This window comes from Brachymonas sp. KE5 (assembly GCF_057773645.1).
Window position 1 is genome coordinate 161,105 of sequence record NZ_CM173463.1, and the last position, 20,768, is coordinate 181,872.

Annotated in this window: 18 protein-coding genes; 6 read left to right on the forward strand and 12 right to left on the reverse strand. The window is 65.8% G+C overall.

Features of this window, described 5'->3' with window-relative positions; all coding sequences use genetic code 11:
• Positions 1–4: 4 nt before the first annotated feature.
• A complete protein-coding gene (locus ACX36O_RS00835; RefSeq protein WP_213362378.1) occupies positions 5–2,206 on the reverse strand; it encodes a malate synthase G in 2,202 nt (733 codons plus the stop codon).
• A gap of 233 nt (positions 2,207–2,439) precedes the next feature.
• Between ACX36O_RS00835 and ACX36O_RS00840 the strand changes: the two genes are divergently transcribed.
• From ACX36O_RS00840 to ACX36O_RS00850, 3 genes are all read left to right on the forward strand, one after another.
• Complete coding sequence (locus tag ACX36O_RS00840; RefSeq protein WP_213362379.1) at positions 2,440–2,841, forward strand: polyhydroxyalkanoate granule-associated phasin; 402 nt, start codon at positions 2,440–2,442, stop codon at positions 2,839–2,841.
• 179 nt (positions 2,842–3,020) lie between these two features.
• Positions 3,021–5,318 (forward strand): ATP-binding protein, encoded by a 2,298-nt coding sequence (locus tag ACX36O_RS00845; protein WP_213362381.1) that lies wholly within the window; start codon positions 3,021–3,023, stop codon positions 5,316–5,318.
• A 143-nt stretch (positions 5,319–5,461) separates the two neighbouring features.
• Complete coding sequence (locus ACX36O_RS00850) at positions 5,462–6,814, forward strand: alanine/glycine:cation symporter family protein (RefSeq protein ID WP_213362382.1); 1,353 nt, start codon at positions 5,462–5,464, stop codon at positions 6,812–6,814.
• 113 nt (positions 6,815–6,927) lie between these two features.
• Here the strand turns inward: ACX36O_RS00850 and ACX36O_RS00855 are convergent, their stop codons facing one another.
• The 3 genes from ACX36O_RS00855 to ACX36O_RS00865 form a co-directional block, all read right to left on the reverse strand.
• Complete coding sequence (locus ACX36O_RS00855; protein ID WP_213362383.1) at positions 6,928–8,271, reverse strand: tryptophan--tRNA ligase; 1,344 nt, start codon at positions 8,269–8,271, stop codon at positions 6,928–6,930.
• Between the two features lie 99 nt (positions 8,272–8,370).
• Positions 8,371–8,748 (reverse strand): YbaN family protein, encoded by a 378-nt coding sequence (locus ACX36O_RS00860; protein ID WP_213362384.1) that lies wholly within the window; start codon positions 8,746–8,748, stop codon positions 8,371–8,373.
• A 9-nt stretch (positions 8,749–8,757) separates the two neighbouring features.
• The gene (locus tag ACX36O_RS00865) at positions 8,758–9,660 is read right to left on the reverse strand and encodes an NAD(P)-dependent oxidoreductase (RefSeq protein ID WP_213362385.1); all 903 of its coding nucleotides are present in this window, start codon (positions 9,658–9,660) and stop codon (positions 8,758–8,760) included.
• Positions 9,661–9,851: 191 nt separating this feature from the next.
• Between ACX36O_RS00865 and ACX36O_RS00870 the strand changes: the two genes are divergently transcribed.
• Positions 9,852–10,574 carry a YggS family pyridoxal phosphate-dependent enzyme gene (locus ACX36O_RS00870; RefSeq protein WP_213362386.1) on the forward strand — a complete coding sequence of 241 codons (723 nt, stop codon included), beginning with the start codon at positions 9,852–9,854 and terminating at the stop codon, positions 10,572–10,574.
• Between the two features lie 10 nt (positions 10,575–10,584).
• On the opposite strand, the gene rarD is transcribed toward ACX36O_RS00870, so the two are convergent.
• The gene (gene rarD / locus ACX36O_RS00875) at positions 10,585–11,466 is read right to left on the reverse strand and encodes an EamA family transporter RarD (protein WP_213362387.1); all 882 of its coding nucleotides are present in this window, start codon (positions 11,464–11,466) and stop codon (positions 10,585–10,587) included.
• 91 nt (positions 11,467–11,557) lie between these two features.
• On the opposite strand from rarD, the gene ACX36O_RS00880 reads away from it, so the two are divergent.
• Complete coding sequence (locus tag ACX36O_RS00880) at positions 11,558–12,688, forward strand: aminotransferase class V-fold PLP-dependent enzyme (protein ID WP_213362389.1); 1,131 nt, start codon at positions 11,558–11,560, stop codon at positions 12,686–12,688.
• 99 nt (positions 12,689–12,787) lie between these two features.
• Here ACX36O_RS00880 and ACX36O_RS00885 read toward each other — a convergent pair whose 3' ends face one another.
• The 5 genes from ACX36O_RS00885 to purU form a co-directional block, all read right to left on the reverse strand.
• On the reverse strand, positions 12,788–12,967 hold the full coding sequence (locus ACX36O_RS00885) for a hypothetical protein (RefSeq protein ID WP_213362391.1): 180 nt from the start codon (positions 12,965–12,967) through the stop codon (positions 12,788–12,790).
• 262 nt (positions 12,968–13,229) lie between these two features.
• Positions 13,230–13,583: a glycerophosphodiester phosphodiesterase family protein gene (locus ACX36O_RS00890; RefSeq protein ID WP_349772157.1), complete on the reverse strand. Its 354-nt coding sequence runs from the start codon at positions 13,581–13,583 to the stop codon at positions 13,230–13,232.
• A gap of 205 nt (positions 13,584–13,788) precedes the next feature.
• On the reverse strand, positions 13,789–15,288 hold the full coding sequence (locus ACX36O_RS00895) for an FAD-linked oxidase C-terminal domain-containing protein (protein ID WP_213362392.1): 1,500 nt from the start codon (positions 15,286–15,288) through the stop codon (positions 13,789–13,791).
• Positions 15,289–15,378: 90 nt separating this feature from the next.
• Positions 15,379–16,302, reverse strand: coding sequence for a LysR substrate-binding domain-containing protein (locus ACX36O_RS00900; RefSeq protein WP_213362393.1), 924 nt, complete (start codon positions 16,300–16,302; stop codon positions 15,379–15,381).
• A gap of 67 nt (positions 16,303–16,369) precedes the next feature.
• The gene (gene purU / locus ACX36O_RS00905) at positions 16,370–17,218 is read right to left on the reverse strand and encodes a formyltetrahydrofolate deformylase (RefSeq protein WP_213362394.1); all 849 of its coding nucleotides are present in this window, start codon (positions 17,216–17,218) and stop codon (positions 16,370–16,372) included.
• A 256-nt stretch (positions 17,219–17,474) separates the two neighbouring features.
• On the opposite strand from purU, the gene aptA reads away from it, so the two are divergent.
• A complete protein-coding gene (aptA, locus tag ACX36O_RS00910) occupies positions 17,475–18,839 on the forward strand; it encodes an omega-aminotransferase AptA (RefSeq protein WP_488360244.1) in 1,365 nt (454 codons plus the stop codon).
• A gap of 182 nt (positions 18,840–19,021) precedes the next feature.
• Here aptA and ACX36O_RS00915 read toward each other — a convergent pair whose 3' ends face one another.
• The gene (locus tag ACX36O_RS00915) at positions 19,022–19,318 is read right to left on the reverse strand and encodes a BTH_I0359 family protein (RefSeq protein ID WP_091817498.1); all 297 of its coding nucleotides are present in this window, start codon (positions 19,316–19,318) and stop codon (positions 19,022–19,024) included.
• A 139-nt stretch (positions 19,319–19,457) separates the two neighbouring features.
• Positions 19,458–20,699, reverse strand: a complete 1,242-nt coding sequence (locus ACX36O_RS00920) for a DUF3108 domain-containing protein (protein ID WP_488359913.1) — start codon at positions 20,697–20,699, stop codon at positions 19,458–19,460.
• Positions 20,700–20,768: the final 69 nt, after the last annotated feature.

Sequence of the window (20,768 nt, forward strand, 5' to 3'; positions counted from 1 at the left end):
GCGATCAGGCGCCGGCCTTGGCCTTCTGGCGCCAGGCGTGCAGCAGCGGCTCGGTGTAGCCACTCGGCTGCTCCACCCCCTTGAACACCAGATCCAGCGCAGCCCGGTAGCCATAGCTGGTAGCCGCATTGCCGTGCATCGGCTGGTACAGCGGATCGCCGCTGTTTTGCTGATCCACCAGCGCGGCCATGCGTTCGAAGGTGGCACGCACGCGGCCTTCGGCGACGATGCCGTGCAGCAGCCAGTTGGCCATGTGCTGGCTGGAGATGCGCAGCGTGGCGCGGTCTTCCATCAGGCCGATGTGGTTGATGTCCGGCACCTTGGAGCAGCCCACGCCCTGGTCCACCCAGCGCACCACATAGCCCAGAATGCCCTGGCAGTTGTTGTCCAGTTCCTGCTGGATCTCTTCATCGCTCCAGTTCGGGTTGCTGGACACCGGCACCGTCAGCAGGCCGGTGAGCAGGTTGTCGCGCTCGGCGGCCACGTCGGTCTTTTCCAGTTCCTGCTGGATGTCGGACACCTTGACCTGGTGGTAGTGCAGCGCATGCAGCGTGGCGCCAGTGGGGCTGGGCACCCAGGCGGTGTTGGCGCCGGCCTTGGGATGGGCGATCTTCTGCTTGAGCATCTCGGCCATCAGGTCGGGCATGGCCCACATGCCCTTGCCGATCTGTGCCTTGCCGCGCAGGCCGCAGGCCAGGCCGACCAGCACGTTGTTCTTCTCGTAGGCCTGAATCCAGGCGCTCGATTTCATGTCGCCCTTGCGGATCATCGGGCCGGCCTGCATGGCGGTGTGCATCTCGTCGCCGGTGCGGTCCAGGAAGCCGGTGTTGATGAAGGCGATGCGGCTCTTGGCCGCATCGATGCAGGCCTGCAGGTTGACGCTGGTACGGCGCTCCTCATCCATGATGCCGAGCTTGACGGTGCTGTCGGGCAAACCGAGCAGTTGCTCCACGCGGCCGAACAGCTCGTTGGCAAAAGCCACTTCGGCCGGGCCGTGCATCTTGGGCTTGACGATGTAGACGCTGCCCTTGCGCGAGTTGCGCACACCGTTCTGGCCCTTGCCCTGCAGGTCGTGCATGGAAATGGCGGTGGTGATGACCGCATCCATGATCCCTTCGGGGATTTCCTTGCCTTCGGCGCCCCACAGGATGGCCGGGTTGGTCATCAGGTGGCCCACGTTGCGCACGAACATCAGCGAGCGGCCGTGCAGGCGCACTTCGCCGTTGCCATTGGGGGCGGTGTAGATGCGGTCCGGGTTCAGGCCGCGCGTCATCATCTTGCCGCCTTTTTCGAAGCTCTCGGTCAGCGTGCCGCGCAGAATGCCCAGCCAGTTGCTGTAGCCCAGGATCTTGTCCTCGGCATCGACGGCGGCCACGGAGTCTTCCAGGTCCAGGATGGTGGACAGTGCGGCTTCCACCACCACGTCGGCCACGCCGGCCACGTCAGCCTGGCCGATCGGCTTGCTGCGGTCGATCTGGATGTCGATGTGCAGGCCGTTGTTTTCCAGCAGGATGCTGGACGGGCCGCGCACGTCGCCCTGGTAGCCAACGAACTGGGCCGGGTTCTTCAGTTTGGCGATCTGGCCGCCCACCACGTTCACCAGCAGTTCGCCGTCCTTCACGTAATAGACGACGGCATCCTTGTGCGAATAGCCTTCCAGCGGCGCGGCCTGGTCGAGGAAATCGCGTGCGAAGGCGATGACCTTTTCGCCGCGCTTGGGGTTGTAGCCCTTGCCTTTTTCGGCACCATCGGTTTCGGGGATGGCGTCGGTGCCGTACAGGGCGTCGTACAGGCTGCCCCAGCGCGCGTTGGCGGCGTTGAGGGCGTAGCGGGCATTGAGGATCGGCACCACCAGCTGCGGGCCGGCCTGCGTGGCCAGTTCGTCATCGACATTGGTGGTGGTGGCCTTGGCGCCGGCGGGCACCGGCACCAGATAGCCGATCTGCTCCAGGAACTTGCGGTAGGCCGCCATGTCCGTCACCGGGCCGGGGTTGGCCTTGTGCCAGGTGTCCAACTCGGCCTGCAGGCGGTCGCGCTCGGCCAGCAGGGCGGCGTTCTTCGGGGCCAGGTCGGTGACGATCTGGCTGAAGCCCTGCCAGAAAGCCTCCTGGTTCACGCCGACGTCGGGCAGAACCTGGCTGTTGATGAAGTCGAACAGGGGGGTGGCCACCTGCAGCTGGTGAACCTGGGTGCGGACAGTTTGCATGGGTCGTTTCCTTGTGCGTTGTGCAGACAAAAAGCCACTGTGTGGCATGACACATACTGTATTACATCCTTTGCTCCGGATTAAATGGCTTATCCGTGCAGGATTCATGACTTTTATAGATGTAATAACAGCTGTTCACACTGTTTTCGGCACTTCCGTGTAGGATGCATCGCAAGGTTGCATGTTTTTTATGCAGTTTCGTGCCTTGACGCGCTTTTTCACCGACTCCCCCGATGACCTCCAACAACCACAAGGCGAGCCAGCTCGCACGCAAGACCGCCGAACTTTCCTTTGCTGCCCCGCAGGTTATCGCCCATCGCGTCTCGCGCATGGCCACGGCGGGCCTGAATCCTTCCAGGGCCGACCGCAAGGAGTTCACCATGATGGGCGCGGAAAAGGTCGCCGCCTTCTATGAATCTTGGCAGGCCATGGGGCTGCAGGCCATGCAGGCGCAGCAGCAAATGTGGATGAAGATGTTCATGAACCCCATGATGTGGTGGCAGCCCTGGAACAACAAGGCGCTCAATAGCCAGATGCAGCGCAGCATGCTGGATGTGATGGGCAAGGGCCTGTTTCCGGTGCACAGCCGTGCCGTGAGCAACGCCAAGCGGCTGGGGCGCAGCAGCAAGCGTTGATGCAAGGCGTCTTGCCCGTGGCGTGCATGCCAGGGTCAAAGCCACCGGATGGACGGAAAGCGGGATTATTTCACTGCGACAAGCGCACAGCTCGCAACGTTTTCATGCAGAAGTGGTCCAATCGGCGTTGAGGCGGCATGGGGCCGCCTCGCTCTGGCACGACGTGTGGGAGGGGCCACATGGCAGACATTTCCGGGCAATTGCGGGTCCACCTGTCTCCGGGGCTGGAACAGGCGCCCGCCATGGATTTGCTGTGCACGCAGTTCGTGCTCACGCTCACGGGGCGCCATGGCAGCCGCTTCAACTGGCGCCGTGATGTCAATGCGCTGATGGCGCTGGCCGGCCGGCATCTGGTCTGGCCCGAGCATGTGCTGCTCAAGCTGCGCGGCTTTCTGGCGCTGCGCTGCCGTGACAACGGCTTCTGGACCGGCCACGAGCAGCTGAGCCCTTCCGAATTTCTGGAGCGGCATGGCGTCTGGCGCGGTGCCTACGAGGAAGGCTCTCTGTTCTATTACCTGGACGAATTCGTCAAGGATTCTGCCAAGGACATGCTCACCCTGCTGGCCACCACCGGCGACTGGGTGCAGCAGCGCCTGCGCAAGAGTCCGGTGGAGATGCAGAAGAACATCGACAGCCTGGGCACGCTGCTGCAGCTCAATCCGGCCGAGCGCGCACTGCTGCTCTACGGCGCCCTGGCGCGTTATCAGCGTGAACTGCGCGGGCTGCTGGTCGAATTCAAGGTCAACAGCGCGGCCGAGGCCTACGCCATGATGGCCGACGTGGCTGGTGTCAGCGCCCGTGAGGTGGCCGATGCCCTGGGCCGCGGCTCGCGGCTGGAGCGTATCGGCATGGTCGACAACCTGGTGGGCGAGCACGCCATCACCGACCTGTCCGACCTGATGAAGGTGAGCGACCAGTTGCCCTCGATGCTGATGCGCGAATACCGCAGCGAGCAGGAACTGATGGCCGAATTCACGCGGCTGGCGGTACCGACCACGCTGCAGGCCGAGGACTTCGCCCACGTCGCGCAGGACCTGCAGGCCGTGACGCGGCTGCTGCAGGCCGCGCGCGAGCGGCGTGAGGCCGGCATCAACATCCTGCTCTACGGCCCGCCCGGCACCGGCAAGACCGAGCTGGCCAAGGTGGCGGTGCAGTCCGCCGGGCTGGACTGCTTCGAGGTGGAATATGCCGACCGCGACGGCAACGCCCTGAGCGGGCGTGATCGCTACCGTTCGCTGCAGATCGCCCAGGCCTTCCTCAAGGAGTCGCCACGCGCCGCGCTGCTGTTTGATGAAGTGGAAGATGTGTTTCCGCCGGTGAAGGGCCAGACTGCCGATCTGCTGGCGCGCCAGGAGCAACTGGCGCATGGTGGCGGCTCGGTCAACGGCAAGGCTTGGGTGAACCAGATCCTCGAGAACAACCCGGTGCCGGTGCTGTGGGTGACGAACCGCATCGAGCAGATCGATCCGGCTTTCCGGCGCCGCTTTACCTACCATCTGGAATTGTCCAGCCCACCGCCCGGCGCGCGCGAGCGGCTGGTGCGCAAGCTGCTGGCCGAGGTGCCGGTGAGCGATGCCTTCGTCAGCCGCCTGACCGCGCGCGAGAATCTCACACCGGCTCAGATTGCCAACGCGCTGCGCTTTGCCCATCTGGTGCAGGCCGAAGAAGCCGGCGAAGTCGAAGGATGGATGGAACGCCAATTGCAGCATGCCGATCTGGCGCTGGGCCACCGCCCGCAGGGCACGCGCCAGCGCCGCAGCGTAACGCAGTACGACCTGGACATGCTCAACGTGGAAACGCGTTATCCCATTGCCCGCGTGGTCGAGGCGCTGCACGCGCGCGGCCACGGTACGCTGTGCTTTTACGGCACCCCGGGCACCGGCAAGACCGCCTTGGCCGAGTACATCGCCGGCCAGCTTGGCAAGCCGCTCATGGTGAAGCAGGCCAGCGATCTGGTCAGCAAGTACGTGGGCGACACCGAGCAGAACATGGCGCGCATGTTTGCCGATGCCGAACGCGACGAGGCCGTGCTGCTGCTGGACGAGGCCGACAGCTTCCTGATGGACCGGCGCGGTGCGCAGCGCAACTACGAAATCACCGAGGTGAATGAGATGCTGCAGGGCATGGAGCGCTTCCAGGGCATCTTCATCTGCACCACCAACCTGATGGACCGGCTGGACCAGGCTGCGCTGCGCCGCTTCAGTTTCAAGATTCGCTTCAAGCCGCTCACCGGCGAGCAGCGCGAGCGCATGTTCGTGACCGAGGCGCTGCAAGGCGATGCCGAACGGCTCACTCCCGAGCTGCGCCAGCGCCTGGCGCGGCTGGACCAGCTCTGCCCCGGCGACTTCGCCGCGGTGCGCCGGCAGATCGACATCCTGGGCGAGGAACTTTTTCCGGAAGAGTTCATCGAACAACTGGAGGCCGAGCATCGCATCAAGCCCGAAGTGCGCGAAAACCGCGGCATGGGCTTTGTATGAGAGGCAAGGCCAGCGATTGACCACAGCGAGAGCGCGATTTGGGGCAGCCTAGGCTGCCCCTTTTTTGAGATTTTTTGCACGACCGTTTGAATCACCTCCGACTGCTATGATTTTTTCCTTTTGCAAGTTCGGAGACAAAACGGATGGAGACACTCAAGCAGTTCTTTGACATGGTGGGAGGATGGGTGTGGGGTGTTCCCATGCTGGCCCTTCTGGTCGGTACCGGCGTTTACCTTACGCTGCGCCTGCGCTTCCTGCAATTCTCGATGCTGGTGTTTGCGCTCAAGCAGGCCTTCACGCCGCATGGCAAGAAGGCCGACGGCAGCGACCACGACGGCGACGTATCCCATTTCGGCGCCCTGATGACGGCGCTCTCGGCCACCATCGGTACCGGCAACATCGCCGGCGTGGCCACTGCCGTGGTGGCGGGCGGCCCCGGTGCCGTGTTCTGGATGTGGATCACCGCCATCTTCGGCATGGCCACCAAGTACGCCGAAGGCGTGCTGGCGGTCAAGTACCGCACCACCAACAGCCGCGGCGAGAAATCCGGCGGCCCCATGTACTACATCGAGCGCGGCCTGAACATGAAGTGGATGGCGCTGCTGTTCGCGCTGTTCGGCACGCTGGCCTCCTTCGGCATCGGCAGCTCGGTGCAGTCCAACTCGGTGGCGCAATCCATCCAGGCCAGCTTCCAGATCGACTCCTGGATCACCGGCGTGGTGCTGACGGTATTCACGGCCCTGGTGATCCTGGGCGGCATCAAGAGCATCTCGCGCGTCTCTTCCGCCATCGTGCCGGTCATGGCCATCGGCTATGTGCTGGGCGGTCTGGTGGTGATCTTCAGCAACCTGGAGCTGCTCGGCCCGGTGCTGGAGCTGATCTTCACCGACGCCTTCACCGGTCAGGCGGTTGCCGGCGGTGCGCTCGGCACGGTAATCCGCTACGGTGTGGCACGCGGTGTGTTCTCCAACGAGGCAGGCATGGGCTCGGCCCCGATTGCCGCGGCTGCTGCCAAGACCGACCACCCGGTGCGCCAGGGCCTGGTTTCCATGACCGGCACCTTCCTCGACACCATCGTGGTCTGCAGCATCACCGGCATCGTGCTGGTGATGGGCGGTTTGTACACCAACGGTGAAACCGGCGCCGCACTGACTACCCACACCTTTGCGCAACTGCTGCCGGGCGCGGGCGGCTGGATCGTGACCTTCGGCCTGGTGTTCTTTGCCTACTCCACCATCCTGGGCTGGTGCTACTACGGCGAAAAGTGCGCAGCCTACCTGCTGGGCGATGGTTTCGTGCTGATCTACCGCCTGATCTACGTGGCGTCGGTGTTCCTGGGTACGGTGGTCAGTCTGGATCTGGTCTGGGCCGCTTCGGACGTGTTCAACGGCCTGATGGCGATTCCGAACCTGATTGCGCTGCTGATGCTGACGGGCGTGGTCGTGGCCGAGACGCGCGACTTTGCGGAGAAGCGGCGTAGCGGGCAGCTGTACTGAGTGCATGGCCCGGCCTGCGCCGGGCAGCCAGGCTTGCCGAGGCAGCCGCATGAACAAAAAGGGCATGTACCGCCTGCGCGGACATGCCCTTCTGCATTGTGTACCGACGCGGTTTATTCCTGCAGCGTCAGCAGCACATCCAGCGCATTGCGGATGGCGTCCAGCATGCTGGAAGGGTGGTCTTCCAGTTGCGGGCGCATGGCGTCCAGCGCCGCGGGGCCCTGCGCCTTGAGCGCGGCGATGGCGGCGGCGGCGTCGCGCGGGTTGTCGTAACCCTTGCTCTGCAGCAAGAGCTCGCCGTTGGCGGCAGTCATCTTGAAGTAGAAGCGGCCGTCCTTTTCGCGGTATTGCTTGAAAACGGGGGGCTTGGCGGTGGCAGAGGCAGTGGCCTCGCCACTTGAGGAGCCAGTGCCGGCTGCGCTCGTTTGATGCTCGGAGCCAGCCAGGCTGCGCAGGCCCACCGCCGCACGCAATTCGCGCGTATATGGCGCCGCCTCGGCACGCGCCTTCTCGGCACCGGCCAGCAGGATGCGCTCCACCTCGGCCGGATTCGCCATCAGCTCGGCATAGCGCGCGCGCATGGGCGCAATCTCGCGGTCGATGCGCTCGAACAGCTGCTGCTTGGCTTCGCCCCAGGCGATACCCTCGGCAAAGGCCCGGGCAAAGCTGGCGGTTTCTTCCGGCGTGGCAAAGGCCTGGTAGATCTGGAACAGGGCAGAGCCTTCCGTGTCCTTGGGCTCGCCCGGCGCGCGCGAGTCGGTCACGATGGACAGGATGCGCTTTTTCATCTCGGCCTGGGGCACGAACAGCGGGATGGTGTTGTCGTAGCTTTTGCTCATCTTGCGGCCGTCCAGGCCGGGCAGCAGCGCCACCTGCTCGTCCACCTGCGCTTCGGGCAGCACCAGCAAATCCTTGCCGTACAGGTGGTTGAAGCTGCTGGCCATGTCGCGCGCCATCTCGATGTGCTGGATCTGGTCGCGCCCCACCGGCACCTTCTGCGCCTTGAACATCAGAATGTCCGCCGCCATCAGCACCGGATACATGAACAGGCCGGCGGTCACGCCATCGTCCGGCTCCTGACCCGCTTCCAGGTTCTTGTCGACCGAGGCCTTGTACGCATGGGCGCGGTTCAGCAGGCCCTTGCCGGTCACGCAGGTGAGCAGCCAGGTCAGCTCGGGAATCTCGGGGATGTCGCTCTGGCGGTAGAAGGTGACGCGCTCCGGATCGAGGCCGGCGGCCAGCCAGGTGGCGGCGATTTCCAGCGTGGAGCGCTGGATGCGGGCCGGGTCGTCGCACTTGATGAGCGAATGGTAGTCGGCCAGGAAATAGTAGCTTTTCACATCGGCACGCAGGCTGGACTGCACGGCCGGGCGAATCGCGCCGACGTAGTTGCCCAAGTGTGGCGTGCCGGTAGTAGTGATGCCGGTGAGGAAGCGGGTGATGGGGGTGGAGCTCATGGTGGATTGCAGCAGATGGGGTCGCGCAGGGGCGACAAGCGTTCTATTATCGGCGAAGCCTGACTGGCTGGCCGATGTGCGTAGCCGCTGCATGCCGCCTCAGGCGTCCGGCCGGCTCCACATCCACACCGCAATCACGATGCACACCACGGTCATGATCGCCGCGAGATACCAGTGGGGCGTGCTTGCCAGCGTGATCGACACGCCAATGCAGGACACCGCCATGCCCAGGGTGCCGAACCACTTGCCAAGTCGCGGAATGGCGCCGCGTTCTTCCCAGGCGCGGAGGATCGGCCCGGTATGCCTGTGCTCCAGCAGCATGCGGTGCAGGCGCGGCGAGGCCTTGGCCCAGCAGGCGGCGGCCAGCAGCACGAACGGGGCCGTCGGCATCACCGGCAGGAAGATGCCGATGACTCCCAGCGCCAGCGAAATGGCACCAATGACCCAGAGCAGCGCACGGACCGTTTGCTGGAGCATATCCGCGCGTTACTTCAGGCGGGTGATCAGGCTGGAGGTATCCCAGCGGTTGCCGCCGGATTGCTGCACATCGGCATAGAACTGGTCCACCAGCGCGGTCACCGGCAGGCGAGCGCCGTTGCGGCGCGCCTCGTCCAGCACCAGGCCGAGGTCCTTGCGCATCCAGTCCACGGCAAAGCCGAAGTCGAACTTGCCTTCCACCATGGTCTTGCCGCGGTTTTCCATCTGCCAGCTCTGGGCCGCACCCTTGCTGATGGCGTCCAGCACCACCGGCATGTCGAGACCGGCCTTCTGGCCAAAGGCAATCGCTTCGCTCAGACCCTGCACCAGGCCGGCAATGCAGATCTGGTTCACCATCTTGGCCAGCTGGCCGGCACCCACCTCGCCCATGCGGCTGCAGGCCTTGGCAAAGGCGGCGATCACCGGCTGGGCGCGGTCGAAAGTGGCAGCGTCGGCACCGCACATCACGGTGAGCATGCCGTTCTGGGCGCCGGCCTGGCCGCCGGAGACGGGGGCGTCCATGAAATGCAGGCCTTTTTCGGCCGCAGCGGCGTGCAGCTCGCGCGCCACTTCGGCCGAAGCGGTGGTGTGATCCACAAACAGGCTGCCGGGCTGCATGCCGGCAAAGGCGCCGTCCGGCCCCAGCACCACGCTGCGCAGGTCGTCGTCGTTGCCGACGCAGCAGAACACGATGTCGGCCCCCGCAGCGGCTTCGCGCGGGGTGGCGGCCGCCTTGCCGCCGCACTCCTGCACCCATTCGGCGGCCTTGGCGGAGGTGCGGTTGTACACCGTCACATCATGGCCGGCGCGTGCCAGATGGCCGGCCATCGGATAGCCCATGACCCCCAGGCCAAGAAAAGCCACGCTGTGCGGCTGGCTCGGGGCATAGGTCTTGTCGGCGATCTGGGACATGGAAAACTCCTTGGCGGGTGCAAAAACTGGGACGGCACATGGTAACGCAGCGCCCGGAACTTCGGTAACATTCCCATGCAAAGGGGTGGTCCGTCCCGGCCTATTCCCTGCAAACGTTCACGACAGTCACATTTCCATGCGGCTTCGCTGTTGCGAAGGCGCACGCGGTGCGTTGAAAGGCCCGCACGTTCATGCCCGAATCCGAATCTCTTTCCCCCATCGCCACCAGCCTCGCCCAAGTGCAGCAGCGCATTGCGGCTGCCACTCAGGCGGCCGGCCGCGCCCCCGGCTCCGTGCGCCTGCTGGCGGTGTCCAAGACCTTTCCGGCCGAGGCCGTGCGCGAGGCGGCCGCTGCCGGCCAGCTCGCTTTCGGCGAAAACTATGTGCAGGAGGCAGTCGCCAAGATCGACGCCTTGCAGGCTCTCGGGCTGGAATGGCACTGCATCGGCCCGCTGCAGAGCCGCAAGTCCGGCCAGGTGGCCACGCACTTCGACTGGCTGCAGTCGCTGGACCGGCTCGACATTGCCCAGCGCCTGAGCCGCCAGCGCCCGCCTGAGCGCGCGCCGCTGCAGGTCTGCCTGCAGGTCAACATGGATGGCGGCGCCACCAAGTCCGGGCTGGCGCCGGAGCAGGTGGGTGACTTTGCCCGGGCCGTGCGCGAGCTGCCCGGCTTGCAGCTGCGCGGCCTGATGAGCATCCCCGAGCCCTATGACGATCCGCAGCAGATGTTGCAGGTGCACCAGCGCACCCGCGCGCTGTTCGACGAAGTGGGTGCCCGACTGGACCTGCCGCAGTGGGATACGCTGTCGATGGGCATGAGCGGCGATCTGGAACTGGCCATCGCCGCCGGCAGCACCATGGTGCGCGTCGGCACGGCGATTTTCGGGCAGCGCAGCTATCCGGCTCCGGTCTGACTAGTTGTGCTCAGGGCTGCGGCCGGCGCCTGCGCCACTGCTGCACCCCGTCCAGCGCCAGCACCGCCAGCGCCAGCCAGATCGGCACATAGGTCCATGCCGCGCCCGGCGCCATGCGCTCGCCCAGCAGCAGCGACACGCCGAACAGCAGCGCAGGCTCCAGATAGCCCAGCAACCCGAACAGTCCCAGCGGCAGGCGTCGGCTCGCGGCCAGATAGCAGGCCAGCGCCGTGGCGCTCAGCACGCCCAGCAGCGGCAGCAGCACCCCCAGGCGTGGCTGTTGCGCCAGCTGCGCACCGACCGGCTCACCCGCCAGCAGCCACAGCGCTGCCGGCACCAGCAGCAATGTTTCGGCCCACAGCCCGGGCAGCGCCTCCACCTGCAGGCGCCGGCGCAGCATGAAGTAGGGCGGATAGCCCAGTGCCACCAGCGCTGCCGCCCACGACAGGCTGACACCCTGCCAGACCGCATGCCCGACGCCGAAGGCAGCCAGCAGCACCGCCAGCTGCTGCCAGCGGTTCAGCCGTTCGCCATACACCACGCCTCCGGTCAGCACCATCACCAGCGGCAGCAGGAAATAGCCCAGCGACACCTCCAGCGCCCGGCCATGCAGCGGCGCCCATGTGAACAAGGCCATCTGCGCGCCGATCAGATGCGCGCTCACCAACAGCCCGAGCCCCAGCAGCGGCTCGCGGCGCACGCGTTGCCACAGCGCCAGCAGCGCGGCCCCGCTGCCGAGCAGCAGCACCCAGACAGTCAGAACCGGCAGCCCCAGCGCGACGCGCCAGCCGAAAATCGGCAGCCCGTCCAGCGGCTGCAGCAGCACCGCGTAGTAATACAGCACCGCAAACAGCACCGAGGCCGTGGCGGAGAGCACAATTCCTTGCAACATGGCGGGCAGTGTACGGGTTTTCAGTCAGGGGCTGGCAAACCCATTACCATGGATGCCTGCCAAAACCGACACCAACGAAAGAGACAAACCCATGCCCGGACTGCTGCCCCACATCGATCCCGAAGGACTGCTCGAATACTCGGTGGTCTATACCGACCACGCCGTCAACCACATGTCCAGGCAATTCGTCGGCGCCATGCAGGACATTCTCGCCACGCTGCAGGAAGTCTATGGCGCGCACACCTCGGCCATCGTGCCGGGCAGCGGCACCTACGGCATGGAGGCCGTGGCGCGCCAGTTCGCGCAGGGCCAGAAAGTGCTGGTGGTGCGCAACGGCTTCTTCAGCTACCGCTGGAGCCAGATCTTCGAAGTCTGCCAGATCACCCAGACCGTGACGGTGTGCGAAGCACGCCCTGCCAGCGACGACGTGCAGGCCCCGTGGGCGCCGGCGCCGATCGAGGATGTGGTTGCCACCATCCGCGAGCAGAAGCCTGCGCTGGTGTTCGCGCCGCACGTGGAAACCGCCAGCGGCATCATCCTGCCCGACGACTACCTGCGCCAGCTGGCCGATGCCGCGCACGAGGTGGGTGGCCTGTTCGTGCTGGACTGCATCGCTTCCGGCGCCATGTGGGTGAACATGCCGGCTGTGGGCGTGGACGTGCTGATCAGCGCGCCGCAGAAGGGCTGGAGCGGCACGCCGTGCTGCGCCATGGTCTGCCTGAGCGAGCGCGCGCGCACGGCTCTCGAAAACACCGCCAGCAACAGCTTTGCCTGCGACCTGAAGAAGTGGGTGATGCTGGCAGAAGGCTACGTCAAGGGTCAGCACGCCTACCATGCCACCATGCCTACCGACGGCTTGCTGCGCCTGCGCGATGCCATGCAGCAGACGCGGGCCGATGGTTTCGACACCACGCGCGAGCGCCAGATCGCGCTGGGCACGCAGATGCGTGCCATGCTGGAAGCGCGCGGCTTCCCCAGCGTGGCGGCCGAAGGTTTCAAGGCGCCGGGCGTGGTGGTGAGCTACACCAGCGATCCGGGTCTGCAGAACGGCAGCAAGTTCGTCGCCGCCGGCGTGCAGGCGGCCAGCGGCGTGCCGCTGATGTGCGGCGAGCCGCAGGGCTTCAGCACCTTCCGCCTGGGCCTGTTCGGGCTGGAGAAATGGCGCAACGTGGAGCGTACGGTGCAGCTGATGGAGGATGCGCTCGACCGCATGGGCGTATAAAAGCGCGGCAAAAAGGGCAGCCGGTCTTGCAACAGGGCTGCCCCTGTGAAGGCCCCTCTACAGGGGCTTTTTCATGGCATCTGACTTGTGCCGGCTTCGTCAGGCATGCAGGCCGTTGGAAACCCAGCTGCACTCCATGACGCCGCGTTCGGGGTTGAGGGCCCACACGGCGCGCATGGAACGCAGACGATGCGGACGGCCATGCAGATAGGCCTCACGCTCGTGGGCGTCAGCCACGTGCAGATCGGCGTAGGGAAGGGATGCGTAAGCGTAGTTCATGTCTCACCTCCTGATGAACTGGTGCGTGCCAGCTTCGGCGAGAAGAACCTTCAATCACCGGCGCGGAACGCGAGGTTGATGAGAATGACAACTGGCGTTGTCGGAGGGCATTGAATACTCCTGATGGATTCAATTGGGTTGCGCCAATAACTGGCGAATCCAATGATACCACAACTTCAATAAATTGGTATTACATAACCATGCAAGTAACTCGGGTATTGCCGCGCCCGGGGCATTCAGGCGCGGCCGAGCGGGGCGCTGATCAGCGGCCCAGCTCCTTCAGGTAAGCCTGGCGTGCAGCCACTGCGGTGTCCGGAAAATCCGAGAACACGCCATCGATGCCGAGGCGATAGAACTGCAGGTATTCGTTCACCGGATTGCCTTGGTAGTCATAGGCGAGGCGGCGGGCTTCGTTGCGGAAGGTCCAGGTATGGATGGCGAGGCCGGCCTTGTGCGCATCGGCGATCAGCGTGGTGGGGGTGCCGCTGCTGGCGTCCATGCCGTTGACCTTGCCGTCCTTGTTCACGTCCAGCATCCTGCCCTGGGCGTCGAATTGTCCGACCATGGGCACGATGTACGGCTTCCAGGGGCCCACGCCGTCGGCATAGGTGGCCACTTCCTTCAGGCCGGCGGGGGTCAGCAGGGCGTCGAAGTTGTCGGTGCGCCCGGCGCATGGATGAAGGTTTCAACGGTCAGGCTCTGCATGGTGGCTCGAAGCTCCGGAAACGCGAAGGAGGCGGCAAGCATGCCGCCGGGGGTTTCATTGTGGCGCTGGGGCTCGGCCGTTTTTTGTCAGACAACAGGCCGTCCTGCACCGAGGCTCAGAAGCGCTCCAGCTCCGGAAACGGCAGACGCCCGCCGCGCACCAGCATGCGGCCATACTCGGCACAGCGCTGCAGCGTGGGAATGACCTTGCCCGGATTGAGCAGGCCCTGCGGATCGAAGGCGTGCTTGACGGCAAACATCTGCGCGTTCTCTTCTGGCGAGAATTGCACGCACATGCTGTTGAGCTTTTCCACACCCACACCATGTTCGCCCGTCACGGTGCCGCCCATGGCGACACTGGTTTCCATGATGTCGGCACCGAACAGCTCGGCGCGGTGCAGCTGGTCCGGATCGTTCGCGTCGAACAGGATCAGCGGGTGCAGGTTGCCGTCGCCGGCGTGGAACACATTGCAGCAGCGCAGGCCGTACTTGTGCTCCATCTCGCCGATGGCCAGCAGGATGTCGGCCAGGCGCTTGCGCGGGATGGTGCTGTCCATGCACATGTAGTCCGGGCTGATGCGGCCGCTGGCCGGGAAGGCGTTCTTGCGCCCGCTCCAGAAGCGCAGGCGTTCGGCCTCGTCCTGGCTCACGGTGATGGCGGTGGCGCCGGCTGCGCGCAGCACGGTGCTCATGCGGGCGATCTCCTCTTCCACTTCCTGTGGCGTGCCGTCGCTTTCGCACAGCAGGATGGCTGCAGCGTCCAGATCGTAGCCGGCGTGGACGAAGTCCTCCACGGCGGCGGTCATGGGCTTGTCCATCATCTCCAGTCCGGCCGGAATGATGCCGGCGGCGATCACGTTGGCCACGGCATCGCCGGCCTGGCGCACATCGGCAAAGCTGGCCATGATGCAGCGCGCCAACTGCGGCTTGGGGATGAGCCTGACGGTGACTTCCAGCACCACCGCCAGCATGCCTTCGCTGCCGATGGCCAGGCTGAGCAGGTCGTAGCCTGGCGCGTCCAGCGCCTCGCTGCCCAGGGTGAGGGGCTTGCCCTCGATGGTGTAGCCGCGCACGCGCAGCACGTTGTGTACGGTGAGCCCGTATTTCAGGCAGTGCACGCCGCCGGCGTTTTCCGCCACGTTGCCGCCGATGGTGCAGGCGATCTGGCTGCTGGGATCAGGCGCGTAGTACAGGCCGTGCGCCGCCGCTGCCTCGCTGATGGCCAGATTGCGCACGCCGGCCTGCACGCGCGCGGTGCGGCTGCGCGGGTCGACATCGAGAATGCGGTTGAAGCGCGCCAGTGACAGCGTGACGCCATGGCGGTGCGGCAGCGCGCCGCCGGACAGGCCGGTGCCGGCCCCGCGCGCCACCACCGGCACGCGCAGGCGGTGGCAGGTGCGCAGCACGTGCTGCACCTGCTCTTCGGTTTCGGGCAGGGCGACGCACAGGGGGCGCTGGCGGTAGGCCGTCAGGCCGTCGCACTCGTAGGGGGTGGTGTCCTCCTCGTGCCAGAGCAGCGCATGCGCGGGCATGCCCTGCTGCAGGGCCGCGATCAGCTCGGCCTTGGCAACCGGAGGCGCATCATCCTGAATGGGGGGAAAGGCAGCGGCAGACATGCTGCCAATGTAAAAGAAAACGCCCCGCAAAGGGGCGTTCGGGCAGCATGAAATCGCTTCAGCGCTGCCGTGAGGATTTGCCGCGGCGCCTCAGGCCGTGGTCAGCACGCGCTGCGGCGTTGCAGCTTCGGCCGCCGACGCGTCCTGCTGCAGGCTCTCCTGCAGCCAGCGTGCAAAGGTGCTGCATTCCCAGCGATCCATGTTGCCGGTGCGCCAGCACAGATAGTGGGCATGCGGACTCGGGATGCTGCGTTCGAACAGGCGCACCAGCGAGCCGTTGGCCAGCCAGGGTTGCGCCAGTTGCAGGCGCACCAGTGCCACGCCCAGACCCTGTGCGGCGGCATCGCAGGCAAGACCCACGTCGTTGAACGAAGAGCCATCCATGGGCTCGGGCCAGTCCAGGTCGTGGGCGGCAAACCAGGTGCGCCAGGGTTCCAGCGGGCTGCGCAGCAGCTTGGCATTCTGCAGGTCCTGCACCGAGCGGAACGGGCCGAACTCCTCGATATACGCGGGCGAGGCCAGCGGGGAGATGATGTCCTTCATGATGCAGACCGATTCCAGGTCCGCATAGCGGCCGGCGCCGTAGCGGATGGTCAGGTCGGCATCCTCGGCCACCACGTCGAGCAGCGGGATGTTCACGTGCAGCGACAGGTCGATCTCGGGATAGGCCGAGGTGAATTGGCGCAGGCGCGGCATCAGGATGCTGCGCGCGAAGGTGGGCGTGACGGCCACGCGCAGCTTGCGGCGCGACAGGGCCGGGTTGCAGCCGGGAAAACGCTCCAGCATGGCCAGCGCCTCGCGTACGTGCGAGAGGTATTCGCTGCCCTCGGTCGTGAGCGAGAAATCGGAGCGGCCGAACAGGCGCATGCCGACCAGCTGTTCCAGCTGCTTGATGCGGTGGCTGACGGCACTGGGCGTGACGCAGAGTTCTTCGGCGGTGTGGGTGACGCTACGGAGCCGGGCCAGTGCTTCGAAGGTGAGTAGGCACTGGATGGGGGGAATGCGCATGGCCATGGAGGGTATCCCTGTCTGCAATCTGCGGCGCGCCGGCTCTTGTGGAGCGGCCTGCGCCTGCTTGTTTTTATCGGAAGATGACGGTACGGTGGCCGTCGAGAAGGACGCGATGTTCGCTGTGCCACTTTACGGCACGCGCGAGTACCTGGCTCTCGGTGTCTTTCCCGATAGCCGTAAGGTCTTCGACTGTCTTGCTGTGGTCCACGCGCGCGACATCCTGCTCGATGATAGGACCTTCGTCCAGGTCGGCTGTAACGTAATGTGCGGTGGCGCCGATCAGCTTCACGCCGCGGTCGTGGGCCTGGTAGTAGGGCTTGGCTCCCTTGAAGCTGGGCAGGAAGCTGTGGTGGATGTTGATGGCACGGCCGGCGAGCTTGCCGCACAGGTCGTTGGAGAGGATCTGCATGTAGCGGGCCAGCACCACCAGTTCGGCCCCCTCGGATTCGATGATCTCGAGCTGGCGCGCCTCGGCCTGGGCCTTGTTGTCCGTGTTCACCGGGATGTGGTGGAAGGGCACGTTGTAGCTGGCAGCGAGCTGGTAGAAGTCGCGGTGGTTGCTGATGATGGCGCGCACGTCGATCGCCAGCAGGCCGCTGCGCCAGCGGAACAGCAGGTCGTTCAGGCAGTGGCCTTCCTTGCTCACCATGATCACCGTGGGCATGGGCAGGGCGCGCGGGTACAGGCGCGTCTGCATCTGGTAGGGCTTGGCAAATTCGGCCAGCGCCGCGCGCAGCTGCGCAAAATCCGGTTCGGGGCAGGTAAAGCCCACGCGCATGAAGAACAGGCCGGTATCCGTATCGTTGTACTGGGCGGCCTCGTTGATGTTGCCGCCGTGCTCCATCAGGAAGCCGGACACGGCATGCACGAGCCCCATGCGGTCGGGGCAGGAAAGCGTCAGGATGTAAGGATGGCTCATCGTGAGGGGCTCGCCACAGCCTTCCGCAGTTGTGCTGCAGGAGGCGCGGCGGGAATCAGAGTAGAAATCTGCGGTGCTGCAAGTGTCGCCGGACCGGGCATTCGATGCCACAATGGGTGCACTGTCCGGCTGAGCCGGCAGACAGGCTTCAAAGCCGCTTATTGTAGTAGCGTGTCCGTACAGGCGGGCTCTATTGTAAGAAATGTAATACAGCCTGTGCATGCGGCACCACGCCATTGCCGACGAAGGAGACGAGATGGACGCCCCCTTGCCAGCAGATTCCCGCATCCACCCCTATGCCCGTGCCGGCACCGTGCACCAGTGGCTGCCGTTCACGCCCAACCGTGATTTCCAGCGCCAGCCGCGCGTGGTGGTCGAGGCCTGCGGCATGCATTTCACCACCAGCAATGGCCGCAGCATCCTCGATGGCGTCTCGAGCCTGTGGTGCGTGAATGCCGGTCACCGCTGCGCTCCCATCAACGCCGCCATCCGCGAGCAGCTCGACACGCTCGACTACTCGACCGCGTTTTCCATGACCAATGACCGTGCGGTACAGGCCGCCGGCATGATCGCCGCGCTGGCGCCGGACGACCTGAACAAGGTGCTGTTCTGCAACTCGGGCAGCGAGGCGGCCGACACCTCGCTCAAGCTGGCGCTGGCCTACCACCGGGCGCGCGGCGAAGGGCAGCGTTGCGTGTTCATCGGCCGCGAGCGTGGCTACCACGGTGTGAACTTCGGCGGCATGAGCGTGGGCGGCATTCCGGGCAACCGCAAGGCCTATGGCGCTGCCATGCTGCCGCGGGTGGACCACATGCGCTTCATCCACGACCCGGCGCATGCCTTCATCCAGGGCGAACTGCCGCAGTGGGACGACGACCCGCTGCTGGAACTGGAGCAACGCATCCTGCCGCTGCACGATCCGTCCAACGTGGCGGCCATCATCGTCGAGCCGGTGGCCGGCAGCGCCGGCTGGTACGTGCCGCCCCAGGGCTACCTGCAGCGCCTGCGCGAGATCTGCGACCGTCACGGCATCCTGCTGATCTTCGACGAGGTGATCACCGGATTCGGCCGCCTAGGCACGGCATTCGCGGCGCAGTATTTCGGCGTGAAGCCGGACATGCTGAACTTCGCCAAGGGCGTAACCAACGGCAGCATCCCGATGGGGGGCGTGGTCTGCTCCGACCGCATCTACGACACGCTGATGGGGGTGGACCAGCCGGCGCATGCCATCGAGTTCTTCCATGGCTATACCTACTCCGGCCACCCTGTGGCGGCGGCGGCCGCGGTGGCGACGCTGCAGCATTATGTGGAAGCGGATCTGTTCGCACGGGCCGCGCGCATGGCGCCGGTGCTGGGCGATGCCATGCACAGCCAGCTGCGCGAACTGCCGAACGTGACCGGCATCCGCACGCTGGGCATGGCCGGGGCGGTGGAACTGCAGGGCATGGCCGGCAACCCGGGCCGGCGGGCCTACGAGATCTTCCTGCGTTGCTACGAGAACGGCGTGCTGGTGCGCAATGCCGGCGATGTGGTGGTGCTGGCGCCGGCCTTCGTGGCCGAGGAGGCGCATATCGCGCAGATGGTCGAGACCCTGGCCGAGGCGATCCGGGCGCTGGCGTAAGGGCTGCTGGGCCAAGTCATGGCCCGGGCGAGGCTGCCCGAAAAGCGCACGACGGTAGTCTGGCGGTGATGCTCTGATCCGGGCGGTCAACCTTGAGAGGGGCCGGCGGGAAAACGCGCGGCTGCCTCCGTTGCAGCAAAAAGCCCTCCGAAGAGGGCTTTGCGCGGCGGGGGTGCAGAGGCTCAGTGCAGCATTACCGGGCTGCTGGCCAGTCCGCTGTAGTGCTCCAGCGCATCCTCCACCTCTTCCTGCGTGGGGGTGTTGTCCTGCCAAGCCGTGATCTGCTGCTGGAACAGCTCGGCCCAACTGCCGTCGAGATAGACGTGGCGTCCGGAACGCTTGTCGACGATCTCGAAGCCGTGGCGCGCCAGGGCCAGATGGCCGCGACCGCGCATCTGGATCACGTCATCGGCATCCAGTTCGGGATTCGACTGCATGTGCACGACCACGAAACTGTCGGAGTCGTACAGCGTGTGCATGCCGGCTACGGTTTGGTCAAAAAGGTCTTTGTGCATGTCACCTACATGGTAGCGACAAACCGCAAATCAAGGTGTGTCGCGGCGTCAAAGGTGAGCGCGGAGAACAACTTCTGTATCAGGACGGCACAAGATCACGGTTTCAGCCCGGCGGCATGCGCTTGAGCGTCTGCTCCACGTAGTTGCCATTGTCCTCGCTGATGCGCATGCGCACCGGCAGGTAGTGGGTCTGGCCGCCGCTTTGCCAGGGGGCCAGCCACATCTCGATGCGCTTGTTCTGGCCGGCGCTGCGCACCTGGGTGAGCTTGATGGCGCGGTGCTCCTGGCCGCCGGCGTGCACCGTTTCCTCCGGGTCGACGCGGAAGCGGAACAGTGGTGCGTTGCGCGGCCCGGCGGACTGCAACAGCAGCGTGCTGCCTGGCGGATAGCGGCCGGCATCGGCATTGAACAGCGCCAGCAGCTGCACGAACATGCTGACCTGGTCCTGCGCGCCGGGCAGCAGCGGCACTTCGGGATTGCCGGCGCTGAACTGGATCGTGCCCTGTGCGGCTTTCGGGTCGGCCTCCGGGTTGCGCGTGAAGCTGGCTGCCTTCTCGCCGCGCCACTGGTCGGCAAAGCGGTCCGGGCGCAGGCCGTTGGGGCCGATGCGGCCCTGGCTGACCTGGGTGCGCTTGCCCACCAGGAAGGCGCTGATGGTGTAGGCCATCTGGTAGGACTGGTCGCCCTGGTTGGTCCATTGCAGCGTACCGCTGGCGTGGTACTGCAGCTTCTTGGCCTCGCCGGTCATGTCGTATTCGAGCAGGAAGGAGGGCGGGGCCTTGGCAGGGGCACGCGACAGGGCGATCAGTTCCGCCGGGATGGGAGCCGGGGCCGAGGCTGCCGCTGCGGGGGCGCTGGCGGCCGTGCCGGCCAGCGCGATGTCGCGCTCAGGGGGGCCGGGCAGCGACGCGCTTGCCGCGCCGGATGCGGCTGCATCGGCAGCAGGAGGGGCGGATGCCGCATCCGGCGGGGCAGAAGCGGCCGGAACCGGAGCTGCCGGGCGTGCCGGGCCTTGCGTTTCCGGTTCGCGCCGGGGCGGCAGCGGCGGGGGTGGACGGCGCACGCGCACCGGAGGCGCCAGCTCGGGCGTTGGCGCCGGAGCGACGTCGGGTTGGCGGGGCGGTGGCGGTGGCTCGGGCTCGGGCGCAGGCTCGGGGGTGATCGTGCGCGTATCCAGGCTGACCACCACCGCTTCGCTGGCGGGCGATTTTTCTGCCGGACGCGCCCGGCCCGGCAGGCCGAACAGCAGCAGGGCATGCACGGCGGCCACGGCCAGCGCCGCCAGCAGCAGGGGCAGCGGACGAATCTGGCGGGCAGCGGGAGCGGAAGGGCGGGTGGCTGACAAGGCGGCAGAAGGTGAAAAGTGGACTGTTGCCGCCTCCCCGACAGCACGCCATGACGTGCGCAGCGAGGT